Annotated in this window: 19 protein-coding genes; 7 read left to right on the plus strand and 12 right to left on the minus strand. The window is 51.6% G+C overall.

Features of this window, described 5'->3' with window-relative positions:
• Nucleotides 1-99: 99 nt before the first annotated feature.
• The gene (gene punC, locus NCTC9997_RS07715) at nucleotides 100-1287 is read left to right on the plus strand and encodes a purine nucleoside transporter PunC (RefSeq protein ID WP_064977758.1); all 1188 of its coding nucleotides are present in this window, start codon (nucleotides 100-102) and stop codon (nucleotides 1285-1287) included.
• A gap of 218 nt (nucleotides 1288-1505) precedes the next feature.
• Here punC and NCTC9997_RS07720 read toward each other — a convergent pair whose 3' ends face one another.
• The gene (locus NCTC9997_RS07720) at nucleotides 1506-2324 is read right to left on the minus strand and encodes a DUF3658 domain-containing protein (RefSeq protein WP_064977759.1); all 819 of its coding nucleotides are present in this window, start codon (nucleotides 2322-2324) and stop codon (nucleotides 1506-1508) included.
• A gap of 147 nt (nucleotides 2325-2471) precedes the next feature.
• Complete coding sequence (htpX, locus tag NCTC9997_RS07725; protein WP_010863668.1) at nucleotides 2472-3347, minus strand: protease HtpX; 876 nt, start codon at nucleotides 3345-3347, stop codon at nucleotides 2472-2474.
• Nucleotides 3348-3745: 398 nt separating this feature from the next.
• On the opposite strand from htpX, the gene NCTC9997_RS15165 reads away from it, so the two are divergent.
• The gene (locus tag NCTC9997_RS15165) at nucleotides 3746-3913 is read left to right on the plus strand and encodes a hypothetical protein (protein WP_165807605.1); all 168 of its coding nucleotides are present in this window, start codon (nucleotides 3746-3748) and stop codon (nucleotides 3911-3913) included.
• 135 nt (nucleotides 3914-4048) lie between these two features.
• Here NCTC9997_RS15165 and bioD read toward each other — a convergent pair whose 3' ends face one another.
• From bioD to bioB, 4 genes are read right to left on the minus strand one after another with little or no spacing between them, the layout of a single operon-like run.
• Nucleotides 4049-4729 carry a dethiobiotin synthase gene (bioD, locus tag NCTC9997_RS07730; protein ID WP_047708490.1) on the minus strand — a complete coding sequence of 227 codons (681 nt, stop codon included), beginning with the start codon at nucleotides 4727-4729 and terminating at the stop codon, nucleotides 4049-4051.
• Nucleotides 4722-5537: a malonyl-ACP O-methyltransferase BioC gene (gene bioC / locus NCTC9997_RS07735; protein ID WP_064978471.1), complete on the minus strand. Its 816-nt coding sequence runs from the start codon at nucleotides 5535-5537 to the stop codon at nucleotides 4722-4724. The genes bioD and bioC overlap by 8 nt, the downstream gene beginning before the upstream one ends.
• Nucleotides 5538-5547: 10 nt before the next feature.
• Nucleotides 5548-6828: an 8-amino-7-oxononanoate synthase gene (bioF, locus tag NCTC9997_RS07740; RefSeq protein WP_082935514.1), complete on the minus strand. Its 1281-nt coding sequence runs from the start codon at nucleotides 6826-6828 to the stop codon at nucleotides 5548-5550.
• Between the two features lie 29 nt (nucleotides 6829-6857).
• Nucleotides 6858-7907: a biotin synthase BioB gene (gene bioB / locus NCTC9997_RS07745; protein WP_064977761.1), complete on the minus strand. Its 1050-nt coding sequence runs from the start codon at nucleotides 7905-7907 to the stop codon at nucleotides 6858-6860.
• Between the two features lie 107 nt (nucleotides 7908-8014).
• Here bioB and bioA point away from each other — a divergent pair, with 107 nt between their 5' ends.
• The 4 genes from bioA (at nucleotide 8015) to NCTC9997_RS07765 (ending at nucleotide 13456) form a co-directional block, all read left to right on the plus strand.
• The gene (gene bioA / locus NCTC9997_RS07750; RefSeq protein ID WP_177331140.1) at nucleotides 8015-9334 is read left to right on the plus strand and encodes an adenosylmethionine--8-amino-7-oxononanoate transaminase; all 1320 of its coding nucleotides are present in this window, start codon (nucleotides 8015-8017) and stop codon (nucleotides 9332-9334) included.
• A gap of 863 nt (nucleotides 9335-10197) precedes the next feature.
• Nucleotides 10198-12180, plus strand: a complete 1983-nt coding sequence (locus NCTC9997_RS07755; RefSeq protein WP_064977762.1) for an SDR family oxidoreductase — start codon at nucleotides 10198-10200, stop codon at nucleotides 12178-12180.
• 92 nt (nucleotides 12181-12272) lie between these two features.
• The gene (locus NCTC9997_RS07760) at nucleotides 12273-12773 is read left to right on the plus strand and encodes a DUF2505 domain-containing protein (protein ID WP_064977763.1); all 501 of its coding nucleotides are present in this window, start codon (nucleotides 12273-12275) and stop codon (nucleotides 12771-12773) included.
• A 2-nt stretch (nucleotides 12774-12775) separates the two neighbouring features.
• Complete coding sequence (locus NCTC9997_RS07765; protein ID WP_052181397.1) at nucleotides 12776-13456, plus strand: TetR/AcrR family transcriptional regulator; 681 nt, start codon at nucleotides 12776-12778, stop codon at nucleotides 13454-13456.
• On the opposite strand, the gene NCTC9997_RS07770 is transcribed toward NCTC9997_RS07765, so the two are convergent.
• The 5 genes from NCTC9997_RS07770 to NCTC9997_RS07790 form a co-directional block, all read right to left on the minus strand.
• On the minus strand, nucleotides 13408-14355 hold the full coding sequence (locus tag NCTC9997_RS07770; RefSeq protein WP_064977764.1) for an alpha/beta hydrolase: 948 nt from the start codon (nucleotides 14353-14355) through the stop codon (nucleotides 13408-13410). The two genes, NCTC9997_RS07765 and NCTC9997_RS07770, sit on opposite strands and share 49 nt — an antisense overlap.
• Nucleotides 14356-14379: 24 nt before the next feature.
• A complete protein-coding gene (locus NCTC9997_RS07775; RefSeq protein ID WP_064977765.1) occupies nucleotides 14380-15810 on the minus strand; it encodes a wax ester/triacylglycerol synthase family O-acyltransferase in 1431 nt (476 codons plus the stop codon).
• A gap of 281 nt (nucleotides 15811-16091) precedes the next feature.
• Entirely contained in the window at nucleotides 16092-16451 is a 360-nt protein-coding gene (locus NCTC9997_RS07780) for a phasin family protein (protein ID WP_010863680.1), read from the minus strand.
• A gap of 52 nt (nucleotides 16452-16503) precedes the next feature.
• Nucleotides 16504-17019: a phasin family protein gene (locus NCTC9997_RS07785; protein WP_064977766.1), complete on the minus strand. Its 516-nt coding sequence runs from the start codon at nucleotides 17017-17019 to the stop codon at nucleotides 16504-16506.
• 277 nt (nucleotides 17020-17296) lie between these two features.
• Complete coding sequence (locus NCTC9997_RS07790; RefSeq protein ID WP_010863682.1) at nucleotides 17297-17539, minus strand: polyhydroxyalkanoic acid system family protein; 243 nt, start codon at nucleotides 17537-17539, stop codon at nucleotides 17297-17299.
• 234 nt (nucleotides 17540-17773) lie between these two features.
• Here NCTC9997_RS07790 and NCTC9997_RS07795 point away from each other — a divergent pair, with 234 nt between their 5' ends.
• Nucleotides 17774-18586 (plus strand): SDR family NAD(P)-dependent oxidoreductase, encoded by an 813-nt coding sequence (locus NCTC9997_RS07795; protein ID WP_064977767.1) that lies wholly within the window; start codon nucleotides 17774-17776, stop codon nucleotides 18584-18586.
• A gap of 89 nt (nucleotides 18587-18675) precedes the next feature.
• Here the strand turns inward: NCTC9997_RS07795 and NCTC9997_RS07800 are convergent, their stop codons facing one another.
• Nucleotides 18676-19098 (minus strand): Myosin-1, encoded by a 423-nt coding sequence (locus NCTC9997_RS07800; RefSeq protein WP_010863684.1) that lies wholly within the window; start codon nucleotides 19096-19098, stop codon nucleotides 18676-18678.
• Nucleotides 19099-19420 lie beyond the last annotated feature (322 nt).

Below are 19420 nucleotides of genomic sequence, written 5' to 3' on the forward strand. Positions count from 1 at the left end.
ATAGACAAATATTAGCGTTTTACAGCCGAAACGTCACTCAGTAGACTCCGCGACAGACTATCAGGTCCAAACCATAACAAACATACAAAAGGACAGATGATGAAATCTTCCCTAGGTTTTACCGCATATCTGGCCGGTCTGAGCATGTTGGGCTTTCTTGCCACCGACATGTACTTGCCGGCATTTGACGCCATGCAAACCTCGCTTGGCGCGAACGCCAGTGCGATCGGTGCTACGCTGAGTATCTTCTTAGCCGGTTTTGCCGTCGCGCAACTGGTGTGGGGGCCGCTGTCAGACCGCTTAGGTCGTCGCCCAATCCTGCTGGCCGGTATTTTGCTGTTTACACTGGCTAGCTTTGGCTGCGTTTTCGTCACCTCCGCGACACAGTTGCTGGTTCTGCGCTTTATTCAGGCCGTGGGCGTGTGTGCTGCTGCGGTGAGCTGGCAGGCGCTGGTGGTTGACCGTTTTGAAGGCAACGAAGCCAACCGCATGTTCGCGACTATCATGCCACTGGTGGCCTTGTCACCGGCACTGGCGCCGTTGGTCGGTGTATGGTTGCTGGAGCACTTCTCATGGCGCGCCATCTTTGTGGTACTGGGTCTGACCGGTATTTTGCTGATGCTGTGCACCCTGCGTATTCAAGCTCGCGGCGCGCAACCGGCTAATGAGCAAGCGGTGGGTTATTTCCGCATGCTGACCTCACGCATGTTCTCCGGTAACGTGCTGATCTTCGCGGCTTGCTCTGCGGCCTTCTTTGCTTGGTTGACCGGCTCACCGTTTATTCTGGGTGAATTAGGCTACGGTCCACGTGATATTGGCTTGAGCTACATTCCACAGACCATCGCGTTCTTGGCTGGTGGTTATGGCTGCCGCACCCTGCTGGCACGAACTACTGGCGAGAAAATGCTGCCGTGGTTACTGGCGCTGTTCGTGCTGAGCGTGGTGGGTATGTTCGTGATCCCGTTCACCGGCCATGTTACCTTAGTGCTGCTGATGATCCCATTCTGCTTACTGGCGGTGGCCAACGGTGCGATTTACCCGATTGTAGTGGCGAATGCGCTCGGTGCTTGGAAAGAGCACACCGGTAAAGCCGCCGCGCTGCAAAACGCGCTGCAGCTGGGCCTGAGCTTTTTGGGCAGTATGTTGGTTTCTTGGCGTGCTGATGACGCCCTGCAAGCCACCACGCAAACCATGCTGCTGATGGCTGGTCTGGTGATTGTCGGTTACTTTGTCCAGAGCGTTCGTGCACGTCAGGCGGCACTGGAGCCGCATCAGGCTCAATCTTAATTGTTAGGTTTCGCTGTCAGCGAGCCAGCCTGATTAAGAACACAACAAAAAAGCAGGGAATTATCCCTGCTTTTTTTTCGTTCTCAAAACCGAAATTAAAATCCGAAGCTAAAACCGAAATAGCTTCGCCCTAGTTAAACCCCTAAACGTTACCCTGTCACTGATTTCCGGTTCGCCGCTAGTTATTCAATCTCAATATTCTTTTAATTTATACAGCGTTATGCCGCCGGGATCGCCTGTTCTTGCGGTAAACAGACATCCACCTCCGGCCAATAGTGCTCGGTGTGCCTCGCTAACAAAGTGCCCTGCTCAATGAGGTGAGCCAAACGCATCAGCAAAAACTCATGCCCGGGAGAATCACTCAAACACGCCGACGCTCTGGCCACCAGCATCAACGCTTTATTCCATCCCTCATCTGCAGCATTGAGCAAAACCGCATCATAAAAACTCTCTGGCGCGCTGATAATTCTCCCCTCACTGCGATAGCGAAGTGGCTCATTATCCGCTTCCAATTGTTGCCACAATCGAGTCGCGGCCTGAATATCCGCTGCGGTCACCGGCTCAGCATGCTGCTCACACTCAGCAAGATGCGCAGCCGCTGGATATTGCGCTGTATAAGGCAGCGTAGCACCGCTACTTGTCCGGCCACGAGCAGCATAGCGCACAACGTGGAATAACCCTGCCTGCTGTGGCGGCACATGGCGCAACAACTGACAACGCATCAACTCATCTTGCAGTGAATCCGAGCACCATAACCAGACCGGTGACTCATGTGCCAACCATTGCGGCAGCATGTCCAGTGGACGCTGCATATTATTCAGCACCAGACTCAGTTCATACGGGGTGAACGGAAACGCGGGTTTGCCACGCATCAACTCACGCCAATAGTGTCGACGATCCAGTGACAGCCGACCATGGCACAGAGCATCGCCGAACAAGACCACTTTGTCTTGATGGCGCCCCTGACGTCGTAACATATCCCGCAATACTGACGCGCAGTGGTGCTCAGAAATGATATGCATGTTTTCTGTAACCATCTGGCGATCCGCCCTCTCATTCCAAACCGTAAGTAACCCTTTGACTGGTTATACGACAGGATAGTTGTATGTAAAAACAATGGAATGAGAGATTAGTTAAAAAAAAGACTGCCAGAGGCAGTCTTTTATTCTAAATTGATAGCTTAATCACAAATACTGACCGGCACGCAGCGCTTCAATACGCTTGTCCAGTGAAGGATGGCTCATAAACAGCTCGCTAAAGCTCTTCTTACCGCCATTGATACCGAAGGCCATCATGGAGCCCTGCATTTGCGGCTCATAGCTGGTTTTCAGACGCTCCAGCGCCGCCACCATCTTGTCACGGCCCACTAATTTGGCAGAGCCCGCATCAGCATGGAATTCGCGGTAACGGGAGAACCACATCGCGATAATGCTCGCCAAAATACCGAACACCAACTCCAGCACCATGCTGACCGCAAAGTAGATCATCGGGTTACCGTTGCTGCTCTCTTCCTCATCGCTGTTAGACAGGAAGCCTGCAGCGACTTGGGCGATGATACGAGAGATAAAGATCACAAAGGTGTTCAGCACGCCCTGAATCAGGGTCATGGTCACCATGTCACCGTTCGCCACGTGGCTCACTTCGTGTGCCAGCACCGCTTCCGCTTCATCACGGGTCATGTTCTGCAACAAGCCGGAGCTTACCGCTACCAGCGAGTTATTACGGCTTGGACCTGTGGCAAACGCGTTAATGTCCATCGATGGATAAATCGCCACCTGTGGCATGGCAATACCAGATTGCTGTGCCTGATGACGGATAGTTTCGACCAACCAACGCTCCACTTCGTTGGACGGCTGCTCAATCACCTCTCCCCCGACGGAACGCAGAGCCATCCACTTGGAGAGCATCAGAGAGACCAGTGAACCACCGAAGCCGAACAAGCCAGCCATAATCGCCAGACCGGCAACACTGCTGGACTGAATACCGGTCAGACTCAACACCAAACCAAAGACCAGCATCACTGCTAGGTTGGTTAATAAAAACAATGCAATACGCATCATAACTGCTACTTCCTTAGACTCTCAGTTAGGGGGTGTTGATGGGATAATATGGGATGAATGTCATCTTTCAAGGGGTGATGACATATTTTTTTGCATTTTACCGATCTATATCAATGCAAAAGTGCGCACAACTAGATGTGCATCACGTTATCTTCAAATGAAATGAGCTATGTCACGCTCTACGACTATAGTCTTATTGCCGAAGTACACTTGGTGCACGATAGTTATGGATACCGATACTATTCATGCCAGCGTGAGCATCATTCATCTTGCTGGCATGCTTGAACTGTTTGCACTCGCCTCTCTTCGTGCGTTTCTTGATGAGGACTTACTCGTAAAAGATAGCCGCAAGAGATAGCCGATACACAGTGTATGGAATACTGAATAAGGAGCAGATTATGGCAGACAAAGAGAACTATCTGGTTGCGATCGATATTTTGCGCTGCCATCTGGGGAAAAGTTACGAAGAAGCCTGCGAAGTCCTTGGACTAGACGCCGGTGTTGGACACCGCCTTCGAGAACAATCCACCGGATCTGACAACGGATACACCGCCTCTGCCGAGTGATCACCCACAAGAGTGATACTCACATCCTCCAGAGATTAGCTTCGCAATAAAAAACACCGCCCACAAGAGCGGTGTTTTTTTATGTCACTCAATCAGCATCAGAGCCTGTTTATTCTGCTCTGCATGTATAACTACTTAACCCAACAATGGTGTTAAATCGATATACTTACCCAATTGCTGTTTTTCTGGGCGAGAAATATACGGGATTTCACCCAGCTGTGGAGCCGGCATCCGGCAACGCAATGTCTGGATAATCTCGGCATAGTGCATCAAGCATGGGTTGACGCGGTTTGCCACCCATCCCACCAGCTCCAGACCATCATTTGCGATACTCTGCGCAGTTAAAATGGCATGGTTCAAACAGCCCAGCTTGATACCAACCACCATGATGACCGGCATGCGTTCAGCAATAACCCACTCATTTAAACTTTGCGTGTCAGATACGGGGACTTGCCAACCGCCACACCCTTCCACCAATACGCAATCGGCTTGTTGCTCTAACGCTCGCAGACCTTGGCTCAGGTGGTCAAATTCAATATTGATACCGTCAATTTTGGCCGCAATATGCGGTGAGGCCGGTTCACGCAATGCAATCGGGTTAACCTGCGCATAGCTCAGTTCAACATTTGCGGATTGCTGCAATACCAACGCATCCGAATTTCGCAGCCCTTCGGCAGTTTCAGTACAGCCTGATGCAATTGGCTTGTAGCCTGCTACTTTACGTCCCATTCCAGCAGCAGCCTGCATTAATGCGCGGCTTGCCACTGTCTTTCCTACTTCAGTGTCAGTGCCGGTAATAAAAAAACGTTCACTCATTAACAATCACTCCACAACAGACCTCATAGCTGGCTGGAAGCATGGTCTGATGTTCAAATCTTTCGCGATAGCGTTGTTCCAGTTCAGCCAGTTGTTGCTTACCGCCAAGCCCGGGATTCCGTTCACCGTGCCGGTGGTTGGCGCCGATAGCCTTCAGGTCTCGCATTAAAGCAACAACACCGGGATACATCACTTTTTTGTGGGAGAAGTTTAGGTGATAGTGCCGAATGCCTGCTTGCGCCAGCGCAATATTTACTTCGTTTTTACACAAAAAGTGATTTATGTGCTTTTGCTGATCCAATCCCTGCCAAGCGGCTTGTAATTCATGCAACGTGCCTTGCAATAGCGTGCTGAATAACATCAGCCCACCGGGTTTGGTCACTCGGCGACACTCTCGCAGCACCGTAGCCAAATCATCACTCCACTGCATCGCCAAACTGGAAAAGCAGTAGTCGACACTGGCATCCGCTAACGGTAACGCTTCCATATCGGCACAAATATAGCTCGATGCCCGTCCTTCACTACGGGCAAAATCCAGCATGCCCTCGGCCAAATCTAGCGCGATCACATGCAATCCGCGTTCGCGCCATAACTGGCTGAAATAACCGGTACCACTGCCGATATCCAGTAAAACCTGCTCGTTTAATTTAGTCTGTGAAGGAAGCGATGCCATCTGCATCAACTCATGCCCGACTTCACGTTGCAAGGCCGCGGCGCTGTCATAACTTCCCGCGGCGCGACTAAAGCGGTTTGCAATTTGCGCCTTGTGTACTGAAAGCGTTGGCAGAAGATCCGGAGTCAATGTCATCGTTAATGGCTTATTCACGGCATGTCTCTTTGTGCAAGTTACAAGTTGCAGCATCATGCAGTGCTGCTAATAGCTGTTCGACATCATCGTGACTGTGCGCAGCGGTCAAGGTGATACGCAGGCGGGCAGTACCTGGCGGTACCGTTGGCGGACGGATGGCTGGCGCCCAAATGCCGCGCTGTTGCAGATAACGCGCCAGCTGCAAAGCCTGTGCATTATCACCAATCACTAACGGCTGGATCGGCGTACTGGAAGCGAACAAGTGATACGGTAAATCAGCGCACCCGTCACGAAACTGAGCAATCAGCCCCTTGAGATACGCACGTTCATCTTCTGCCTGTTGTAAAACCTGCAACGCCGCTGACAACGCACATGCCTGAGCAGGCGGCATCGCCGTGCTATAAATCAAATGCCGCGAATATTGCACCAGATAATCCGCTACAACCTGCGAGCACAATACTGCCGCCCCGCTCACGCCCCATGCTTTGCCAAACGTCACCACCTGCAAATGCGGACGCACTCCTGCCGCCATGCAGCTGCCTTGCCCCTGTGGCCCCACGATGCCAGTGCCGTGGGCATCATCCACCAGCAACCAAGCACCATGACGCTCAGCCAGCGCATGAATGTCACGCAGCGGCGCCTGATCGCCATCCATACTGAACACGCCTTCAGTCACCACCAGACAGCGCCCATCTTGTGGCTTTCCTTGCAGCAATCCCGCTAAGGAATCAAGATCATTGTGACGAAAACGGCGTAGCGTGGCCGGCGATAACATGGCGGCCTCCAGCAAAGAGGCATGCGTCAGCTTATCGGCGAGGATCAGATCACCTGCGGCGCACAAGGCGTGAATTACCGCCTGATTGGCGCTAAATCCACTGACAAACAGCAGCGCCCGTTCGTATCCCAGCCACTCGGCTAATTGTTGTTCTAGATTGGCATGCGCCTCGGTGTAGCCAGACACGTGTCCAGACGCACCACTACCGACGCCATAGCGTTTGGCCCCCTCTTGCCATGCCGCCACAATCTGCGGATGCTGGCTCAAGCCAAGATAATCATTGGCGGCGAAATTAAGCCGGATCTGAGACGCCGAAACCTCATTCTGACTCACCGTCACCTGACTGCGACTACCGCTGTGATTAACCACGCGCTCACGCCACAGACCTTGCGCGCGTCGCTCATCCAACGCAGTTTGCAGCGAACTTTCCCACGGGGACGGTATCGAGCATGGTGCGCGATGTTCCCCCTGATGGGGCTCGCACGGGTCTTGAGCTAAGTGATGTTGTTCTTGCATTAGCTGTTTGTCCTGCCTGATCCGCTTGATTACAGCGCCGCGTTGTAAAACAGCGCGTTCTCTTGCTGCATGTTTTGCTGCAATAAGGCTTCGGCGAGCTCATCAGCTTGCGCGGCAGTGCCTTGCGCTGTTTGCACAGTTTGAGTATTGATCCCCAAGCGCTGGAAAAGCTGTCGGTCTTTGTCTTCCGCAGGATTTGGCGTAGTCAGTAATTTGCAGCCGTAGAACACCGAGTTAGCGCCGGCCATAAAGCACAGCGCCTGCATTTGCTCGTTCATTTTTTCACGGCCAGCGGATAAGCGCACATGTGAGCGTGGCATCATGATGCGCGCAACGGCGATGGTGCGAATAAACTCAAACGGATCAAGATCATCAACCTCCGCAAGCGGGGTTCCCGCCACTTTCACCAACATGTTGATTGGCACACTTTCTGGATGTCGCGGTAAGTTCGCCAGTTGCACCAGCAAACCAATGCGATCAGCGGCCTGCTCCCCCATGCCGACAATACCGCCAGAGCAAACTTTCATACCGGCCGCACGCACATGCTCTAACGTATGCAAGCGATCATCGTAGGTACGCGTGGTGATGATTTCTTGGTAAAATTCCGGGGAGGTATCCAGATTGTGGTTGTAGTAATCTAACCCTGCCTCGGCCAACGTTTTCGCCTGACCAGATGTCAACATTCCAAGCGTCATGCAAGTTTCCAGCCCTAGCGATTTGACGCCTTCTACCATTTTGACCAGATACGGCATGTCCCGCTCTTTCGGGTTTTTCCATGCCGCTCCCATACAAAAACGGGTCGAACCTGCGGCCTTGGCTTGCCGGGCGGTTTCTAGCACTTGTTCAACTTCCATCAAACGCTCGGCTTCTACGCCTGTCTGATAACGCGCGCTTTGCGGACAGTACTTACAATCCTCCGGGCACGCCCCAGTCTTGATAGAAAGCAACGTACTGACCTGAACTTGATTCGGTTCAAAATAGCGGCGGTGTGCCTGTTGCGCCTGAAACAGCAAATCCATAAACGGCAGCGCAAACAGGTCGGCAACCTCTTGCTCTCGCCAATCGTGACGTACTGACATCGTATGCTCCGTGCATGAAATTCAGTAAAAATAATTTTGGCTAGTGTAGTGAGCGGCGATAGACTGTCAATTTGATAAGTTATTATTAGTTTACAGAAGATTAAATAATGAGCTTTAACGCAAGCACTATTTCTGATGCTGACATGCAGTTTGATCGCCAACACATCTGGCATCCTTACACCTCAATGCGCGATCCGCTGCCTTGTTACCCCGTCACGCATGCCCACGGCAATCGCCTAACATTGGGCAATGGGCAGATCTTGGTTGATGGTATGTCCTCATGGTGGGCGGCCATTCATGGTTATAACCATCCACAACTGAATCAGGCCGTCCGCACGCAGTTAGAATCCATGTCACACGTCATGTTTGGTGGGATCACCCATCAACCCGCGATCGCTCTGTGCCGACAACTGGTTGCCATGACGCCCGACGCGCTGGAGTGTGTATTTCTGGCTGATTCGGGTTCAGTTGCCGTGGAAGTGGCGATGAAGATGGCGTTGCAGTATTGGCAAGCCAAGCAGGCCACCAGCGCAGAGTCGGCTTTCAACCGCCACCGTTTTTTGACTATCGCTCATGGCTATCATGGCGACACCTTCGGTGCGATGTCAGTTTGCGATCCACAAAACTCGATGCACAGTTTGTATAGCGGCATTTTGCCGCAACATCTGTTTGCCCCAGCACCACAGTGCCGTTTCACTGACACATGGCAAGCGCAGGATATTGCGCCCTTCGCCACCTTGCTCAAACAACACCATGAAGAAATTGCCGCCGTTATCTTAGAGCCAATCGTACAAGGCGCTGGCGGAATGCGGATGTACCACCCGCAATACTTGCGTGAAGTGCGCAAGCTATGTGATGAATTTGGTATCTTGCTGATTGCCGACGAAATTGCGACCGGATTTGGTCGCACCGGACGGCTTTTTGCCTGTGAACATGCTGAGATCACGCCCGATATTTTATGCTTAGGCAAAGCCTTAACCGGCGGCTATATGACACTCTCCGCCACCCTCACCACGCGTCACATTGCTGATACCATTAGCGGTGGTAGCGCCGGTTGTTTCATGCACGGGCCAACCTTTATGGCTAACCCGCTCGCCTGCGCCGTGGCATCGGCAAGTCTGACGTTACTGACCAGCGGCAGCTGGCAAGCGGATGTGCAGCGTATCGAAGCGGTGCTCAAGGCCGATTTGCAGCGGTTAAGCACACACCCTGCGGTTGCGGATGTGCGAGTGCTCGGCGCGATCGGTGTGGTGGAGATGCGCCAACCGGTGAACATGGCGCGGTTACAGGCCGAATTTGTGCGCCTCGGGGTGTGGATCCGTCCGTTTGGGCGCTTAATCTATGTGATGCCACCCTATATGTCGCCGACAGACGATGTGCACCGTTTAACTGCGGCTATACATGCGGTTATTGAGCAAGGCCTCTGAGACCATCAACCGCAAGCCCTTTTTCTACAGCAGCGAATACGGCACGTATCTAATACGTAGCAGTATTCGCTGTTTACAGTTGTTAACCACTTGAAATTTCGGTCTTAAAACTTAGCCTTTAAAATAGAAGAGTTGATATCGAGGCGTTTGAGGTTTAACCGTGAGTACTTCGGTTGCTTGGGTATTGATGTTTAGATATTGGGGGTCTTGTAGCACGCACTATATAGCATCACATATTTATCCCCGCTTATGCTCGGCTCGAATTAAAAATAACGCTCACACAACTGACTGAAATGCATGTTTATTTCACTTTCACTACCAATAACACCAGTACATATTCTTTTTAATTATAACACCCTCAACAATTAATTTTAAATCGCACATTTATAGAATGTAATGCGCGCATTTCCCCCTCGCGTTCATTTATCAGTTATTAAGTCTTTCACTTTCGTTTTACGCATATGCACGCAAGGCATATTCACACAGAATAATTCGCTTTAAAAATGCCGTTTTAGCAAAAACAACAGGTCATACCAGCTTGCTGGCGTGTATTTATTCTAAAAACAACAATCACAAGATAACTATTTCAGAGCCATCACTTTATGTCGCTGTTTAAAATATCTTTTTCGCATTTCTTGACGGCTATCAATTGCCTTTATTCTAGAATGCGATGTAACATCAAAATAACATCAGCGTTCCTGAATATTATTTTTGGTGGCTGACTGTTATGCCGGTAAAGAGGTATTCAGGCATTCTGAATCTTCCCACACAACCTGTTCAGACAGGTCATAACAGCCCGGTCATGCTGAGTAATTAATGGAAGGACTTCCATTCAAATAGCCTGGTATTCTAAGGAGAGAAGCATGGGTTACTTTATTACCGGCGCTACAGGTTTTATCGGCCGCTTTTTGCTGGAAAAACTTGCTCACCGTAACGGTAATTTATATTGTCTGGTGCGTTCGGAAGCGGCAGCAGAAAAATTACAGCAAACCGCCGCTAATCTGAATATCGCCCATGAACGCATCCACGCGGTTTATGGCGATATCACCGAGCCGCTCTTGGGTTTGAGCGCCGAACAGGTGCAAGTGCTGCAAGGAAAAATCACCCATTTCTTCCATCTCGCGGCGCTGTACGATCTGGATGCCAAAACCGAAGTTCAGATTGACGCTAATGTGGCCGGCACTCGTAACGCAATTGCCTGCGCCGAGAAACTCAAAGCCGGTTGCTTCCACCATACCAGTTCGATTGCTGCGGCTGGCCTGTACCGTGGCTGCTTTGATGAAACCATGTTTGATCAAGCCGAACATCTAGACTCACCCTATTTTCTGACCAAACATCTGGCCGAGCGAGCTGTGCGCGAAGAGTGCCGTATTCCGTGGCGAATTTATCGCCCAGGGATTGTGGTTGGCCACTCCAAAACCGGTGAAGCCGACCGCGTAAACGGGCCCTATTTCTTCTTCAAGTTCTTGCAACGGATCCGCAATGCCCTACCCAGCTGGATGCCATTACTCGGTATTGAAGGCGGACGCATCAATATTGTGCCGGTGGATTTCGTGGTTAATGCCATGGATCATCTGGCGCACTTGCCAGACTTAGACGGCCAGTGTTTCCACTTGACCGACAGCCGCCCATTCCGTACCGGTGAAGTGCTCAATATTTTCTCCGAAGCCGGACACGGCCCGAAAATGGTGCTGCGTTTTAACTCGCGCCTGTTCAATCTGATCCCCGGTCATCTGATGGGGATGCTGTGTAACTATCCACCCGTACAGCGCATCAGTCATTTGCTGCTGGCGGAGTACGGCATTCCTGCCTCGGCGTTATCTCTGATTAACTACCCAACTCGCTTCGATAACCGCCGCACACAAAAGCTGCTGGAGCCAGCGGGGATCCGCTGTCCTTCTCTGGATAGCTACGCACCGCAAATCTGGGATTATTGGGAGCGTAACCTCGACCCCGATCTGTTTATCGACCAAATTCTGCACGAACAGCTGCATAACAAAGTGGTGCTGCTCACCGGCGGTAGCTCAGGGATTGGTTTGGCGACTGCCATTCGGTTAGCACCAACCGGAGCCCATTTGTTGCTGGTAGCGCGTAAAGCCGAACAGTTAGAGGAAGCTCGTGCCGCCGTAGAGCAAGCGGGTGGCCGCGCGACTTGCTATATCTGCGATTTGTCCGATTCTGCCGCCTGTGATGCGCTGATCCAGCGTATTCACGAAGAGCATCATAAAGTGGATGTGCTGATTAACAACGCAGGACGCTCGATTCGTCGCTCGGTGGCGGACTCTTATGATCGTTTCCACGATTTTGAGCGCACCATGGCGATTAACTACTTTGGCGCGTTACGTTTGATTCTCGGTTGCCTGCCGAAAATGGATGAGCAGCGCAATGGCCACATTATCAACATTTCCTCGATTGGCGTACTGACCAACTCGCCACGCTTTAGTGCTTATGTGGCATCGAAAGCGGCGCTGGAGTCGTTCTGCCGCTGCGCGGCATCCGAGTATTCCGACCGTGGGGTGCGTTTTACCACCATTAACATGCCACTGGTGAAAACGCCGATGATCGCGCCAACACGGATTTACGACACCGTGCCGACCCTCACTCCAGAGGATGCAGCCAACATGGTGGTCGATGCCATCGTACACAAGCCAAAACGCATCGCGACCAAACTGGGCATTTTTGGCGCGGTCATCCACTCGCTGTCGCCGCGCATGGCGGAAGTGATCATGAACATCGCGTTTCGCATGTTCCCCGATTCAGCCGATAAAGGCGGCGAGCTGCCCGATAAAAATCAGCAACAAGAGATGATCGCCTTTGCGGCCATGCTACGTGGTATTCATTTCTGATGGCCGGGAAACCGGCCTTTAAAGGACCTGAACAGACTGAGTAAAACAACAATCAGTAAAAAAACACTCTGTAAAACAATAAGGAACAGAACATGAAACTGAACGAAACCCATGTTTATGCCTGCTCACCAGAACAGCTACTGCCGTACTTTACTGATCCCGAGCGTGTCGTCGCAAAATATCAAGGGCTGAAAGCAGACAAAGTACGCGTCATGGACCACGAGGTTGACGGTGACAGTGTCACTATCGCCACCAGCCGTGACATGAAAAACAACGCCCCAGCAATGCTGCGTAGCGTGCTGGGGGACAGCAATCGCCTACAGCAATATGAACAATGGCAACTGCAGGAAAACCACTACCAGTGCCGCATCAAAGTAGAGTTAGTGGGGATTCCGGTTTCCATCGAAGGCTCCTTGCTGATCACGCCAACTGCCGAAGGCTGTCAGAACCAAATTACGCTGGATATCAGCTGTGGGATCCCATTTATTGGCGGCAAAGTCACCGACTATATCGTGCGCGATTGCCGTGCCTTGATGCAATCTGAATATCGCTATCTGCAACAGCAGATCAGTGCTGATATCACCACGGCCTGATTATGGGGACTCGTGAGCGCATTTTGGATCACAGTCTGCTGCTGTTCAACCAGCGCGGTGTTGCGTGGGTGACTACCCTCGATATCGCTACGGAAATGAACATCAGCCCCGGTAATCTCTATTACCATTACCACGGCAAAGAAGAGCTGGTGTTGCCGCTGTTGGCTGAATTTCAGTTGGCCATTGATCGGCTCAATCGCAACATCAGTAGCGATGTGCAAACGCTGGATGACTGTCTCCCCTTGCTTTACACGTTGCTTGGGGTGTGCCGTCATTACCGCTTTATCTTGCGGGATCAAAACTTTTTCCTGCAAGAAGGTGCTGGCGTATCGGCTCACTTACCGCGCAAATGGCGACGCGTTCTGCGCAGTTTGCAGGAGTTTAGTCATCATTTGATTGCACGATTTGGCCCGTATTTACACGAGGATGAGCAGCAATTATTGGCGGATAATCTGGTGCTGATGGGGCTAAGTTGGTTGTGTTTTGAGCCGCATCTGACTCATCACACCGTCACCGACATGAGCAAAGACGCCCCGCCAGAAGCCAGCAGCCCAGCACAGAGCGAATGGTTAGCGGAAGATGAAGAGATACTGATTCAAACCGGGATCAGACGGCTGACCGCCGTTCTGACCCCTTATCTTTCTTTGTCGGCCGCTCGCGCATGCTCGGCAGACGCTCGTTGAAGGTGTGCGGCAGCAAATGCCGCGCACCGATTCATCGCCTCTTGAGACTCAGGTAGCAACTGAAATAGCGGGAACACATGCGGCATTCCCGGCCAGACGGTTAAATCCACCACCCCACGCTGTTCACGCACGCGCGCCGCTACACGCACTGAGTCATCCATCAAGATTTCCAGTGAGCCGACATGAATCATCATCGGTGCTAACTGATGCAAATCAGCATACACCGGCGAAATCAGCGGCTCACAAGGCAATTTTCCCTGCAAATAGCTATTTCGCATCAGCAATAACGAGCCTAAGTCGAAAAATGGGTCTTCGTTACGCATGAAAAACGCTGAGGGGCTATTAAGCGCCATATCAGTTGCGGGAGAGAACAAGATCCCACATGCCGGTTGCGCCATATTGTGTTCGCGAATTTGCAATAAGGTTGTCAGCACCAAATTCCCGCCCGCGGAATCCCCGGCCAAAATAATTTGGGATGGCAAAATCCCCTGCTCAAGCAAGCCACGGTAAACCTGAAAACAGTCTTCAACTGCTGCCGGATAAGGAAACTCGGGGGATAAGCGGTAATCCACCATGATGCCGCGCGCATGGCAGACTTCCGCCAGTTTACCGAGTAACGAGAAATGCAATGCCGAGGCTTTCAGACAAAAACCGCCGCCGTGGAAAAACAGCAACACGGTTTGACCTACCGGCTGACCGGTGGTGATCCAGTCACAAGGCACCCCGTTAATGGTATCAGGGATCGCCTCTAACGAGGCTGGGCTAGACACATAATGGCTCATGTTATCTAGCCCACTGATCACTGCCCGCAGCTCGGCCACGTTATCGCAGCGTTGCAGGCGGGCGCGCATTGCCTGTGCCAGCAGTTTATTCAGCGCTTTCGAACTCCAGCTTGGCATGTTCACTCCTTGGTGAGCGGTTTATCACTCGACAGGAAACTCCACCGCCTTTTGCCGGACCACTTTGGCCACTTCACTTAAGGTCGCCTGCTCCAGCGCCGCCAGCGATTCTTTCAGGTACTGCCCAATCACATCAAAGCCCGGTAGCGAACGTCGGCAACACACGAAACCAAAATTGAGATGACCGGCATAGCTGAGCAAAGTGATGTTCAGGGTTTGCCCCGGTAACAGCAGCGACAGCGGATAGACATCCTCCACCTTGGCACCGCAGAAATAGAGGGTTTCCTTCACCCCTGGCACGTTAGAGATCAGCATGTTGGTCGCAGGCGGCAAGTAGTGATTGAGCCCTAACCGGCCTGACAGCAACGAGAGCGCATTGACCAAAATCGCATACTGATAATAAGCGTCTGGGTGCAGCTCTAAGGCCTGATACTTGATACCTTCCGTCGAGTTACGCACGGAGTGCAAACGGCGCAGCGGCGGATCATCACTGCGCCCCATCTCGACCAATCCAAGGGTCATTTTATTGGTGACCCCCGTTTCATTACCGGCACCATGTCGCAAATTGAGCGGCATCAATGCCACCAGCGGTTTTTGCTCTTTCCAGTTATGCGCCTGCAGATAACGATGCAGCGCCATATCGCACACCGTCAGCACCACATCATTCATGGTCACGCCTGTGAGTTTGGCGATTTGGTTAAAGCGATGCTGCGGTAAGCTAACCAACGTCACCCGCCGAGCTCGCTCTGGGCTGAGGTTAAACGGCGTATGCGGCGCGGTAAACGGCATTTTCAGCCCCAATCCACTGCCGGCATTGGCGCGTAAAAATCCGGAGCACAGCTTGAGCAGCCCCAGTGATGCTTTGGATTGCTTCAGCCATAAATCAGGGTCAAGCAGGCTTTGCAACAGCGCCTGTTTATGTTGCTGACGTTCGGTGACATCCGGTTGTTCGGTGGTCGCCCAGAACGGAACAAATTCAGTTTGTGTCGGATCAGTTTGACAGCTACGCATAAACAATTTGGACGCACGAACACCGTCGGCCAACGAATGATGCAGCTTGAACAGTACCGCCACTTTGCCATCTTTCAGGCCATCAATAATCCAGACTTCCCATAAGGGACGACTGCGATCCAGCACGTAGCTATGAATACGGGATACCAGCTCCAACAGCTGATAATGATCGCCGGGCTCAGGCAAGCTGGAGCGCCGGATATGGTAGGACAGATCCACATATTTCGCGGCCTGCCAACGGGGTAAGTGTGTCAGCCCCAGATCTAAAACCCGGTCAAACGGGCTTTGCACCGGCCCACCACGTAGCATTGATTGGTGAAGATGAGCCGCATAATCCGATTGTTCAGCCGGAGGGCTGACAATCATCAGACCTGAAATGTGCAAGGGCGTAGTATTGTTTTCAAACACGACAAAACCCAAGTCGAGTAATGAGAGTGTCGCCATGAAAAAGCCTCCTTTACTGCCTGTACTGCGCGTACTGCTGTAGTCCTGTAGATGACTGGGTTTTCGCCCTGTAGGCTCGTACCTGAGCCGTTACCCTTTCACGTCTTGTACTTTGATACTTCTCTTAGTGCTAATCTTAGTGCTTTTGTTGGTGCTTAGTGTGCTGATGAACAGCATGTGTGGCGCGACATTAACCTTTGTATTTAACCCACTGAAACCACGTTCAGGTTAAACCGCTGTCACGCCACCAATCATGCGTCGATCAGGCAGGAACATCGGCATTATTTACGCGCCGCCGCCAGCTTCTCTACACGCTCGGTCAATGCCGCCAGTTTGTCATCCAAAGATGTTAACTGGGCAGGATCAACCCCGCTCAGGCGGGTAAACAGATTCTGTACCCGCTGTTCGACCGCCACACTGCTGGCGAGCGTGTCATCCACTTGCTGGCGTGTTTTCTGCTCAACATCACGCCCCAAATCGACCAACTTCTCAAACATGCTTTCGGCTTTACCGTCCAGAGACTGCGCCTCCTGTAAGCTCATGCTGTAAACGCCCAGCCCAGCTAACCAGATATTACGGGCCAACAGGTCATCCTCAGCATCAGACTCAGCCGGAGCATTGTGTGCAACATAGTGTTCCATGATAACCTCCTGTGCAGAACCTGCGCCGGGCAGGCCGGTACACGCTCAGACCTTATTTCACCGGAGTTTCTGGTACTTTACCAACTACGCGCTTGGCTGCCGCCGTTTTGGCATCAGCATGCTCTTCTTTCACCGTCTCTTTCACCACCTCTTTGGCAGGATCTTTCTCCGCTTTCACGTCAGCAGTTTCCTGCGCAGCCTGCTGAGCTTCCAGCGCGGCGATCACTTCAGTCAGACGATCCAGTTTCTCTTCCATACCTTGCAGTACAGACACTTCCAGACCGGTAAAACGCTGCACTTGGTAATGCAGTTGCTGCTGCATCGCACTGCGAGTTTGCTCTGCGGTTTTCTCCACACGCTCTTTGGTCTGAGCTTCAACTTCGCGGCCGCGGAAAACCAGCTCGTCAAACATGCAACGCCCTTTCTCAGACAGCGACGTGACTTCTTGCATGCTCTTCGCATAGGCACCTAAACCTGCCAGCCAGATTTTACGGGCAACCGCTTCCTGCTCATTGGCATTGCCTGCTTCGTCTTTGGCAAAACCGATATTTAAAATACGCTTTAACATACACGCCTCCTAATGACTGCCTTTATTCCCGTTGTACTGGTCAGAGCTCTTGCTCTGATTTAAGCGTACGCAAGTCAATTAGAAGAAACATTCTAAACAGGCCGAAAAAGCATGATCTGCATCAAAATATGTCGCATTCATCGTCAGATGAAAAATATTGGCGAAATTACAGTGAAAAACGTGAAATCAAGAGCCGTTTTAACCATTTCGCCAATATTGATTACTCGAAACCCAAAGCTTAGGGAGCTTAGCGTTAATGAACCTCGCATTAACCAACCTAGCGCGAATTAAAACAGGCCTCTAATTGCTGCTCTATCCCACGTTGAATGCTGTCAGCAAACGGTAAATAAAACAGCCCCAAGCGAATATTGATCACAACCGAATCATCGGACAACTTGAGGTAACCCGATGCGCCCGGATGACGAAATATCAGATCCTGCTCACGCCATTGCCAGCTAATCTGATATTTACCGGCAATTTCTTCGGCCACGGTCTGGCTGATATTTCTGGCTTTTTCCATCCCCAGGCTATGTGTTCTTTTTATGTATATAGCACTCATTTTATTCCTTCATGAGTTATATCAGATTAATTATGGTGGACTTTATATAAACAAGGTAATCGTTTTTTGACTAAGATTGATATTAACACTATAAAAGTTTAACTGAAGACGCGAGACTGAGAATACACGTCAGGATCAATATTTTAATATTGATGTCGGCAGAATCGAGACATCCTTTTTCAAAAGGAGAAAGGTATGGATATTCGCAATAAGGTGGTGTTAATCACAGGGGCAGCGCGCGGCTTAGGGTTACTGTTTGCCCGTAAAGCAGCCGCCCACGGCGCCAAACTGGTGCTGTGGGATATCAATGAGGCCGCCCTTAACGCGACCGCCGATGATTTCGCAGCAGAAGGCCACACTGTACTGCATCATGTGGTGGATGTGAGTAATCTCAATGCGATACAAGCATCGGCGCAAGATGTGATTAACCAATTTGGTGGCGTTGATATTCTGTTCAACAATGCGGGGATCATTGTCGGTAAACCGTTCTGGGAGCACTCGCACCGCGAAATTAACCAAACCTTGGCGATCAACACCAACGCCTTGATGCATATTTGCCGTGAATTTCTGCCCGGCATGCTCGAAAAAGGCGAAGGCCGGATCGTCAATATTGCCTCAGCCGCGGGGATGGTTTCCAATCCGAAAATGTCTGTGTATTGCGGCAGTAAGTGGGCGGTGATTGGTTGGTCAGATTCGGTGCGACTGGAGCTGGAGATGGCCGGCTACCGCAATATCAAAGTCACGACCGTAACCCCAAGCTATATCGATACCGGAATGTTTGCCGGCGTGAAAGCGCCACTGCTCACACCGATTCAAAAACCAGAGGCGGTGGTCGAGAAAGTGTGGGCCGGCATGCTGCGCGGTGATGCGTTTGTCCGCACGCCGGGTATTGTTAACCTACTGCCGGTGATCAAAGGTCTGTTGCCACGGGCGGCGTTTGACCTTATCTGTGGGCATGGTATGGGGATTTACCACAGTATGGATAAATTCTCCGGCCATAAAACCTGAGAATCGCCCGCCAACGCAAGCCAGCTACTCACAGGGGATAATGTCTCTCCTGTGAGTCACTGTGCTCATTATATTCTTCCAACTCGACCTTACTCTTCCAGCTCAACGCTGCTGACGGGGAGCCAACCGCTTTCGCCCAACTGGTTTTCCGCCCAGTACCAGCCATCACATTCGGCCAAAATAAACAGGCGCTCGCAGCACGTGGTGGTCAGTTCACGGGCAAAATAGTCGACCGTGGTTGACGATATGCCCTCACTTTCCGGCTGTGGGTACAGGAAACTGTCGTGGATCCACCCTTCTTCACCGGTTTCAACGGCGCGCACGCGCCACCACTGAATCGACTGTGGATCTGGATACAGACAGAACACGGCTTCATCAGCGGTCAAGCGCAGCGGTTGTGGATCACGAAGTAAATGCGGCACCGTTACGCGCGCGGATAAACGTTGTCCGGTCAGTGACATATCGGTACCGGTGTATGACGGTGTGACTCTGTTTGGTGTGGCCAAGTCCATCTTTCTCTCCTCCATCATGTCTGCCGAGAGCGCACAAATCCGCGCGCCTAAAAGTCGGCGAAGAGCCTATCCCAGTCGATGTCACTCGCACTGCCAGCTTCATTAGCAACCAGATTAGCTACCAGCACGAACACACCGTTCGTGAGAGTTTCGACCATTCGGTCAACGCTAAAATGGCAAGTAAAATCGCCCTAATGGGATAGCCTCTAAGACTAATCATCACTGGGATTATCGCTACCCGCTGTACATAAAGCATCCAGCGACTAAGCATTCCGGAAAGAAAAAGACAAAATTGGAACTGGTATCAAAAGGTGGGTCGTCG

This window comes from Plesiomonas shigelloides, from assembly GCF_900087055.1.
GTDB lineage: Bacteria > Pseudomonadota > Gammaproteobacteria > Enterobacterales > CAMTGL01 > Plesiomonas > Plesiomonas shigelloides.